Source organism: Pseudomonas sp. FW305-3-2-15-E-TSA4 (assembly GCF_058787295.1).
Window position 1 is genome coordinate 1 of record NZ_JBYSZP010000015.1, and the last position, 8,635, is coordinate 8,635.

Sequence of the window (8,635 nt, forward strand, 5' to 3'; positions counted from 1 at the left end):
GTAGGTCATCGTCAAGATTAAATTCCGAAACCCCAATTGCGAAAGCAGTTGGGGTTTTGTTTTGCCCGCAGGAAAGTATTTTCCTGCCAATACAGGCCCTAACTGCTTGTCTTTGCCCTGATCTGACGCGAAATCCAAGCCCGACTGTAGGACAAAACACGACTAGCCATGGTGGTCGGAAAATGGATAAAGCCATGGGCGGACGAGGGCAGCAGATGGATTTCAACCGGTGCTGATCGTTGCCAGCGCTCAGCCAGTTCCAGCGTGTCATCGCGCAGCGGATCCAGTTCACCGGTGAACATCAACGCCGGTGGCAATCCGCTCAAGTCGCCGTATAGCGGAGACAGTGGCGCCTGCCGGCGTTCATCATCGCTCAATCCTGGAGTCAACAAGCGTAGCGCCTCGACCATTCCCGGGCCGTCGAGTACCAGCGTTTCAGCAGGTGCTGCGTGCACGCTTGGGGTGCCGGCGAGATCGTAAACGCCGTAATAGAGCAGGGCGCCGCTGACCCGCTGCAGCAGATCGGATGATGCTTTGAGCGCTAACAGGGTGGCAGCTGCCAGATGCGCGCCTGCCGATTCGCCGACAACGATTACCGGCAGGCCGACGAACTCCGTGCAATCATCGTTCAACAGCCAGCGTGCAGCGCACAGACAATCCTGCATGAGATCCTCAACTGGCGTATTGACTGCCAACCGATAGTCGACCGATACCACCGCCACGTTGCATGCCTTGACCATGCCGATATTAAGGTCGTCGTTCATCCGTGCATTGCCGATCACCCAGCCGCCACCGTGGTAATCCAGTACCACACCTTGAGCCTTTCCTTGCGGGCGGATGATTCGGACGGGTACTGAAGTGCCTTGTGAGTGGACCACAATGTTCTGCGCATGAAGATCATGCTTGAGCGTTTTATCCGCGCTGACAATCTGACTGGCACGCAGCAATGCCTGGATCAAACGCGGCGTCAGCCGATTGCGGATGCGAAAACGCGGCAGCCAGGCGAGCTTGCGATTGAAGCGTTGCATCTGCGCCAGATCACTATCGCTGAACTCAAGCACATTCTTAGCCAAATCCTTCCTCCTCAGGTTGCAGCGCCGGCTCAATATTCCCCACCTGCGGCAATGTCTCAGGCACCGCCAGCCACAACAGCACAAACGCCACTCCGGCAATCACCGCCAGGGTCAGAAATGCCGCGTTGTAACCGGCCTCCTGCAGCACAATGCCCGCCACGCTGGCACTCAATGCTGCGCCCAGACCAAACACCGTCGAGAGAGCGCCGAGGCTGATGTTGAAGTGTCCAGTGCCCAACGTCAGGTCTTTCACTACCACCGGGAACAGCGCACCGAAGATCCCCGCGCCGACGCCGTCGAGCATCTGCACCGCTACCAACCAGTAAGGGTCGGCGGATAACGTATAAAGCACGCCACGCAGCGGCAGAATCAGGAAGCCTGCGAGTAGCAGCGGCTTGCGTCCCCAAACATCGGCTTTGGCCCCGACCAGCAAGGCGACCGGCACCATGACCAGTTGTGCGGCAACGATACAGGCCGAGGTCAGTGGCGTCGCCATCTGCAAGTTGACCTGCGCCAGTTTCTGGCTCACCAGTGGCAACATCGCCGCATTGGCCAAGTGGAAGAGGGCGCAGCAGATGGCGAACATCAGCAGCGCCTTGTTGGTCAGCAGCACCGCCAATCCCGAAGGCGCCTTGGCGTGAGTGGCGTCGCTGGGGTCAAGGCCCCGGGCCAGATCATGGTTGATCGCGTTGGCATCGACGAAGCTCACGGCGATAACACTGCACAGCGCCATGACCGCCATCAGATAAAACACCGCCACCGGCCCGAACAGGTACGCGAATCCACCGGCAAGCAGCGCCGCGCAGGCGTTGCCGGCATGGTTGAAGGTCTCGTTGCGTCCGGTGCGTCGGGTGAATGCGCGCGGCCCGGTGATGCCCAGGGTGATCGCCGAAATGGCCGGAGCGAACACCGATGCCGCGGCGGCGCTCAGCGCTTGGGTGATCGCCACCAGACTGAAGGACGTCACGAAGGGCAATACCACGCAACTGCCGGTCACCAGTAACGCGGCAATCGCGATCACTGCTCGTTTACTGCGTGTGTTGTCGACCAGGGCACCGGCGGGCGTCTGGGTGACAAGGGCGGCAATGCCAGCGAGGGTCATCACCAGCCCGATGCTGGCCGGCTCCCAGTGATGAACGGCCAGCAGGTAAATGGCCAGATACGGCCCGAGACCATCGCGCACATCGGCGAGGAAGAAATTCAGGCTGTCCAGCGAGAGGTTGTTGCGACGATTGGTATGAGTGACCACGCTGGCATCTTCAATAAACGAGGTTCGGCGAAATGCCTCAACCTCCGCTAAGTCAGTGACTTGTCGCCTGCGGATTTAGTTTCCTGGCGGATGCCGACGGCACACACTTTTTCGCTCGGCGCTCGCCCCAGCAATGGCAAACCGATCAAGGTCAGACCGATACCGAGTAGCGTGCTGGCACTCAGCGGATCGTCGAACTGCATCCACGCCCACAACAGTGTCACCGGTGGCGTCAGAAACAGCGCGCCACTGATGCGCTGTATGCTGAATTGCTGCAAGCACAGCCAATAAAATCCGTAGCCACCAAACGTCGAGAAGATCACCAGCCACAGCACGCCACTGACGAAATCCGCAGTGATGGGCGGGCGCAATTCACCCTCAAGGCCAGCCAGCAGCGCAAATACAGGAATCACCGCGCATACCTGAATGAACAGCGCCGTGGTGGCCGGTATTGCAATGCCCGGCCGGGCTTTCTCAAACAAGGTCGCCGCCGCCAGCGACAATACCGCCAGTAACGGTAAGCTGTAGGCCCACAACCCCGCACTGGCCCATTCGACACTCGCGGCGCTGGCCAGCAGCATGCCGATCACGCACAGCGCCACACCCAGCCATTGCCAGCCACGTGTGCGCTGGCCTGGGACGCTGCCGGCCAGCAGCACGATCGTCAGCGGCAACAGATTGGCAAACAGTGACGCAGTGCCAGGCGTGACGCCAAGTTGAATCGAGGCGGCAATCGGTCCGATGTAGCCACCCATCGCGAACAGCCCAAGCAGTGCCTGATGCCACATGTCCTTGCCGCGTAAACCACGCAAGCCGGGCCAGGCGAACGGCAGCAACAGCAATGCCGCCAAAACAAAACGCAACAACGAGGCCAGGTACACGCTGCCTTGATCGGCGACGTAGCGATAGCCAATGAACCCGGAACTCCAGCTGACCACCATTGCCATCAGCAGTAAAAAACGAACAGGCATGACGTTCATCGCATGGCACCTGACAGAGGAATGAGTTCGATGATATGAATCAAGCACTGATGCATTCAAACGATACGATCCGCACCACTGATGCAGGAATTCTCAAGCATGGCCGAAGCCCTTGATATCGAACTGTTGCGCACCTTTCAGGCAATCGTGCGCTTCGGGCAATTTCTCGCCGCCGCGAGTTTCCTCAACAAGAGCCCGTCAGCGGTCAGCCTGCATGTGCGGCGTCTGGAAGCGCTGGCGGGCGGGCGCTTGCTGGAGCGCGATAACCAGACGGTCAACCTCACGCCACTGGGTCGACGCTTCGCCCTGCAGAGCGCCGATTTGCTACGCCACCACGATCAATTGCTGGCGAGTTTCAGCACGCCGCTGGCCAGCGGGCGAGTTCGCCTGGGGATTTCCGAGGAATACGCCGGCGCGGTCCTGGGCTGTACGTTGCCGCACCTGTCGGCAGATTTTCCGCACATCGAGTTGGAAGTCGAAACAGGTGCCAGCGGTCGGTTGAGTGCGCGTCTGGAACGCGGGCAACTGGATCTGGCGTTGCTGGTGGTCGTCGCCAATGCGCCGCCATCGTCGCGTTGCGTAAGGATGCTGGGCCTGACCCAGCCAGTGTGGGTCGCCGCGCACAATTACACGCAGGATCTCACCCGGCCGGTACCGCTGGCCTTGCACGGCAAGGGTTGTCCCTATCGCAGCGTTGCCGTGGATGCATTGAGCGAGCAGGGACGCCGGTGGCGCGCAGTGATTGTCAGCGCCGGTGCCAGCGCGCTGGAAACAGCCATCGAGGCCGGACTGGCGGTGGGCATTGTTGATCGTGCGCAAGTGCGACCCGGCATGCGCGTGTTGAGCAGTGAGGAGGGGTTACCCGAGTTGCCGCTGCACGAGTTGCGCCTGATGCAGGCATCGGGTGAATTGAGTGAGGCGGGGGAGGTTCTGGTGCGCTTGATCGGTGACGGCTTCGTGTTGTGACGCGTTGAGCGACGGCGGCCTCCGGGCAGGGCCGCCGTCAGTCATTACATCAGTTGATGCGCGGATGCTGCTGCACCAACTCCTTGCGCTTGGCTTCCAGTTCGGCGATTTCGGCGTCGATGTCTTCGATTTTCTGCTCGATGTTGTCGTGATGTTCCTTGAGCAGTTCCTTGGCTTCCTCAAGATCCGACGCCGCCGGTGCGGCACCGCGCAGCGGTTTGTTGGCGGTCTCTTTCATGGTCACGCCGGTGATCAGGCCGACCACGGCAATCACCATCAGGTAGTAGGCCGGCATGTACAGGTTGTTGGTGCTTTCTACCAGCCAGGCCACGGCAGTCGGGGTCAGGCCGGCAATCAGCACCGAGACGTTGAACGCGGCGGCCAGTGCGCTGTAGCGGATGTGCGTGGGGAACATTGCCGGCAGGGTCGAGGCCATGACGCCGATGAAGAAGTTCAGCAATACCGCGAGGATCAGCAAGCCGGAGAAGATCAGGCCGATCTTGCCGCTGTTGATCAGCATGAACGCGGGGATCGCCAGCAGGAACAGACCGATGCTACCAACCACAATGAAGGGCTTGCGGCCGATCTTGTCGCTGATAAAACCAATCGCAGGTTGCACGAACAGCATGCCGACCATGATCGCGATGATGATCAGCACGCCACGGTTTTCGCTGTAGTGCAGGTTGTGCGACAGGTAGCTCGGCATGTAGGTCAGCAGCATGTAATAGGTGACGTTAGTCACCGCCACCACGCCAATGCAGGTCATCAGGCTGCGCCAGTGTTTGGTCGCGACTTCCTTGAACGAGACCTTCGGCCCGCCCGCCAGACCTTCACGGTCGCCTTCTTCGAGTTTCTCGACGTGCTGTTGAAACGCCGGCGTTTCTTCCAGCGCATGCCGCAGATAGAGGCCGATCATGCCCAGCGGCAGGGCGAGGAAGAACGGCAGACGCCAGCCCCATTCAAGGAATTTCTCTTCGCCGATGATCGTCGAAATCAGCACCACCACACCGGCGCCGAGGACGAAGCCGGCAATCGAGCCGAAGTCCAGCCAACTGCCGAGGAAGCCGCGTTTGCGGTCGGGCGCGTATTCGGCGACGAAGATCGAGGCGCCGGTGTACTCACCGCCGACCGAGAAACCCTGGGCCATTTTCGCCAGCAACAGCAGGATCGGCGCCCAGATGCCGATTGACTCATAGGACGGTATCAGGCCGATGGCGAAGGTACTCAGCGACATGATCACGATGGTCGCGGCCAGCACTTTCTGTCGCCCGTATTTGTCGCCCAGCGCACCGAAGAACAGCCCGCCCAACGGACGAATCAGGAACGGCACCGAGAAGGTCGCCAATGCAGCAATCATCTGCACGCCAGGATCGGCGCCGGGGAAGAAGATCTTGCCCAGTGCATAGGCGACGAAGCCATAAACCCCGAAGTCGAACCATTCCATGGCGTTGCCCAGTGCGGCGGCGGTGATCGCCTTACGCATCTTGGCGTCGTCGACAATCGTGATGTCTTTCAATCCGATGGGATTGACCTTGTTTTTCCTTGATTTCATGCGGGTCACTCATAGCTGAACGGATTCGATGCCATTGTTTTGCTGGCATGGGTTCTTTCCGTCAGATACAAGAAGACACGAAAAAATTCACTGCTCAGGGCATTTTTGTCGTTTGCCCGTGCAGATGCATGGCGCAAGCAGCGGCTCCCACCCGGCGGCGATTACGCAAAAGCACAAGACGTCAGGCTGAAAACCCGGATAATGGCCGCCAATTCGTTTCTGCTCTCTGGTAAACCCGCATGGAAATCAAGGTCAACTTTCTCGACAACCTTCGACTTGAAGCCAAGTTCGACGACTTCACGGTGATCGCCGATCAGCCTATCCGTTACAAGGGCGATGGCTCGGCACCGGGGCCGTTCGACTACTTCCTGGCGTCGTCGGCCTTGTGCGCGGCTTACTTCGTGAAGCTGTACTGCGAAACGCGCAATATCCCGACCGAGAATATTCGCCTGTCGCAGAACAACATCGTCGACCCGGAAAACCGTTACAACCAGATCTTCAAGATCCAGGTCGAACTGCCGGCGGACATTTCCGAGAAAGATCGTCTGGGCATTCTGCGTTCGATTGATCGCTGCACGGTGAAGAAGGTTGTGCAGACCGGCCCCGAGTTCGTGATCGAAGAAGTCGAGAACCTCGACGCCGATGCGCAGGCCTTGCTGATGCCGCATTCGACCTCTGAAGCGGGCACCTACATTGCCGGTAAAGATCTGCCGCTGGAGCAGACCATCGCCAACATGTCGGGGATTCTCGCCGATCTGGGGATGAAGATCGAAATCGCCTCGTGGCGCAACATCGTGCCTAACGTCTGGTCGCTGCACATTCGCGATGCGCACTCGCCAATGTGCTTCACCAACGGCAAAGGCGCGACCAAAGAGGGCGCGCTGGCCTCGGCACTGGGCGAGTTCATCGAGCGCCTGAACTGCAACTTCTTCTACAACGACCAGTTCTGGGGCGAGGACATCGCCACCGCCGAGTTCGTGCATTACCCGAACGAGCGCTGGTTCAAACCGGGCCCGAAAGACGAGCTGCCGGCAGAGATTCTCGACCCATACTGCCTCGACATTTACAACCGCGACGGCGAGCTCAAAGGCTCGCACCTGTACGACACCAACTCCGGCAACACCCAGCGCGGCATCTGCTCGCTGCCGTTCGTGCGCCAGTCGGATGGCGAGGTGGTGTACTTCCCGTCCAACCTGATCGAAAACCTGTTCCTGAGCAACGGCATGAGCGCCGGCAACACCTTGGCCGAAGCCCAGGTGCAGTGCCTGTCGGAGATCTTCGAGCGCGCGGTCAAACGCGAAATCCTCGAAGGCGAAATGGCCTTGCCCGACGTGCCGCAGGAAGTGCTGGAGAAGTACCCGAGCATTCTCGCCGGGATCAAGGGCCTGGAAGAGCAGGGCTTCCCGGTGTTGGTCAAGGACGCGTCGCTGGGCGGTGAATTCCCGGTGATGTGCGTGACCCTGATGAACCCGCGCACTGGCGGTGTGTTCGCCTCGTTCGGCGCGCACCCAAGCCTGGAGGTCGCGCTGGAACGCAGCCTGACCGAGTTGCTGCAGGGCCGCAGTTTTGAAGGTCTGAACGACTTGCCGCAGCCGACGTTCTCCGGCCAAGCAGTGACCGAACCGAACAACTTCGTCGAGCACTTTATCGACTCCAGCGGGGTGGTGTCGTGGCGCTTCTTCAGTGCCAAGTCTGACTTTGAATTCGTCGAGTGGGACTTCTCGGGTCAAGGCGAAAACTCCAACGCCGAAGAAGCCGCAACGCTGTTCGGCATCCTCGAAGACATGGGCAAAGAAGCCTACATGGCGGTCTACGACGACCTCGGCGCCAATGCCTGCCGGATCCTGGTGCCGGACTACTCGGAAATCTATCCGGTGGACGACCTGATCTGGGACAACACCAACAAGGCCCTGCAATTCCGCGCCGACATCCTCAACCTGCACAGCCTGAGCAAGGTCGGTCTGCGCAACCTTGCTCAAGGCCTGGAAAACAGCGAGCTGGATGATTACACCGACATCACCACGCTGATCGGCATCGAGTTCGACGACAACACGCCGTGGGGCAAACTGACCATTCTGGAACTGCGCCTGCTGATCTACCTCGCCCTGCAGAAATTCGAACAGGCCAAGGATCTGGTCGAAGCCTTCCTGCAGTACAACGACAACACTGTCGAGCGCGGTTTGTTCTACCAAGCGGTGAACGTGTGCCTGGAAATGGAACTGGACGAGGATCTGGAGCTGGCCGATTACGAGGCCAACTTCCGTCGCATGTTCGGTGACGAGCGCATGGACGCGGCGATTGGCTCGGTCAATGGCAGCGTGCGTTTCTATGGTCTGACACCGACCAGCATGAAACTCGAAGGGCTGGATCGTCACCTGCGTCTGATCGACAGTTATAAAAAGCTGCACACCGCGCGGGCTAATGCGGCGGGTTTGAATCGCTGATAGCAGACGGTCACTTCTGCTGAGTAAACCTGTAGTGAGGGGATTTATCCCCGATGGCGCGCAAAGTGGGCCGGGCTTCTTCAACCAATAAAGAAGCGGGCCTGCTACGCAGTCCATCGGGGATAAATCCCCTCACCACAAATAAGTATTGTGGGGACATGGAGTCGGCAAAATGACTCTCACGAATAATGCTGTGTACTTGAACGCCAACGCCATGAACCGCATGGTTCAGGACGGCACACTGGACGCCAATCCCGTCTCCGCCGCAAAACCTGCGGGAACCCGCCGCTAATTCTGAGTCCACTGCACAACCCCATGTGGGAGCGAGCCTGCTCGCGAAGAGGGCGTGTCAGGCAAGATAAATATTGGCT

General features: G+C 59.4%; 6 protein-coding genes. 2 read left to right on the top strand and 4 right to left on the bottom strand.

Annotation, left to right across the window (positions count from 1 at the left end; genetic code table 11):
• Window positions 1-98: 98 nt before the first annotated feature.
• From AC3WMV_RS20260 to AC3WMV_RS20270, 3 genes are read right to left on the bottom strand one after another with little or no spacing between them, the layout of a single operon-like run.
• A complete protein-coding gene (locus AC3WMV_RS20260; protein ID WP_103367613.1) occupies window positions 99-1,028 on the bottom strand; it encodes an alpha/beta hydrolase fold domain-containing protein in 930 nt (309 codons plus the stop codon).
• 37 nt (window positions 1,029-1,065) lie between these two features.
• Window positions 1,066-2,322 carry an MFS transporter gene (locus tag AC3WMV_RS20265; RefSeq protein WP_098968352.1) on the bottom strand — a complete coding sequence of 419 codons (1,257 nt, stop codon included), beginning with the start codon at window positions 2,320-2,322 and terminating at the stop codon, window positions 1,066-1,068.
• A gap of 47 nt (window positions 2,323-2,369) precedes the next feature.
• Window positions 2,370-3,302 carry a DMT family transporter gene (locus AC3WMV_RS20270; protein ID WP_256584969.1) on the bottom strand — a complete coding sequence of 311 codons (933 nt, stop codon included), beginning with the start codon at window positions 3,300-3,302 and terminating at the stop codon, window positions 2,370-2,372.
• A gap of 99 nt (window positions 3,303-3,401) precedes the next feature.
• Here AC3WMV_RS20270 and AC3WMV_RS20275 point away from each other — a divergent pair, with 99 nt between their 5' ends.
• Complete coding sequence (locus tag AC3WMV_RS20275) at window positions 3,402-4,268, top strand: LysR substrate-binding domain-containing protein (RefSeq protein ID WP_103367607.1); 867 nt, start codon at window positions 3,402-3,404, stop codon at window positions 4,266-4,268.
• Between the two features lie 49 nt (window positions 4,269-4,317).
• Here the strand turns inward: AC3WMV_RS20275 and proP are convergent, their stop codons facing one another.
• Complete coding sequence (proP, locus tag AC3WMV_RS20280) at window positions 4,318-5,820, bottom strand: glycine betaine/L-proline transporter ProP (protein ID WP_027613786.1); 1,503 nt, start codon at window positions 5,818-5,820, stop codon at window positions 4,318-4,320.
• A 239-nt stretch (window positions 5,821-6,059) separates the two neighbouring features.
• Between proP and AC3WMV_RS20285 the strand changes: the two genes are divergently transcribed.
• On the top strand, window positions 6,060-8,264 hold the full coding sequence (locus tag AC3WMV_RS20285) for an OsmC domain/YcaO domain-containing protein (RefSeq protein WP_103367606.1): 2,205 nt from the start codon (window positions 6,060-6,062) through the stop codon (window positions 8,262-8,264).
• The last annotated feature ends 371 nt before the right edge of the window (window positions 8,265-8,635 follow it).

What these genes read in the sequence shown, in the direction of transcription:
- proP (WP_027613786.1), bottom strand. Translation starts at nt 5,820, where the DNA reads ATGAAATCAAGGAAAAACAAGGTCAATCCCATCGGATTGAAAGACATC.
- AC3WMV_RS20275 (WP_103367607.1), top strand. Translation starts at nt 3,402, where the DNA reads ATGGCCGAAGCCCTTGATATCGAACTGTTGCGCACCTTTCAGGCAATC.
- AC3WMV_RS20260 (WP_103367613.1), bottom strand. Translation starts at nt 1,028, where the DNA reads ATGCAACGCTTCAATCGCAAGCTCGCCTGGCTGCCGCGTTTTCGCATC.
- AC3WMV_RS20270 (WP_256584969.1), bottom strand. Translation starts at nt 3,302, where the DNA reads ATGAACGTCATGCCTGTTCGTTTTTTACTGCTGATGGCAATGGTGGTC.
- AC3WMV_RS20285 (WP_103367606.1), top strand. Translation starts at nt 6,060, where the DNA reads ATGGAAATCAAGGTCAACTTTCTCGACAACCTTCGACTTGAAGCCAAG.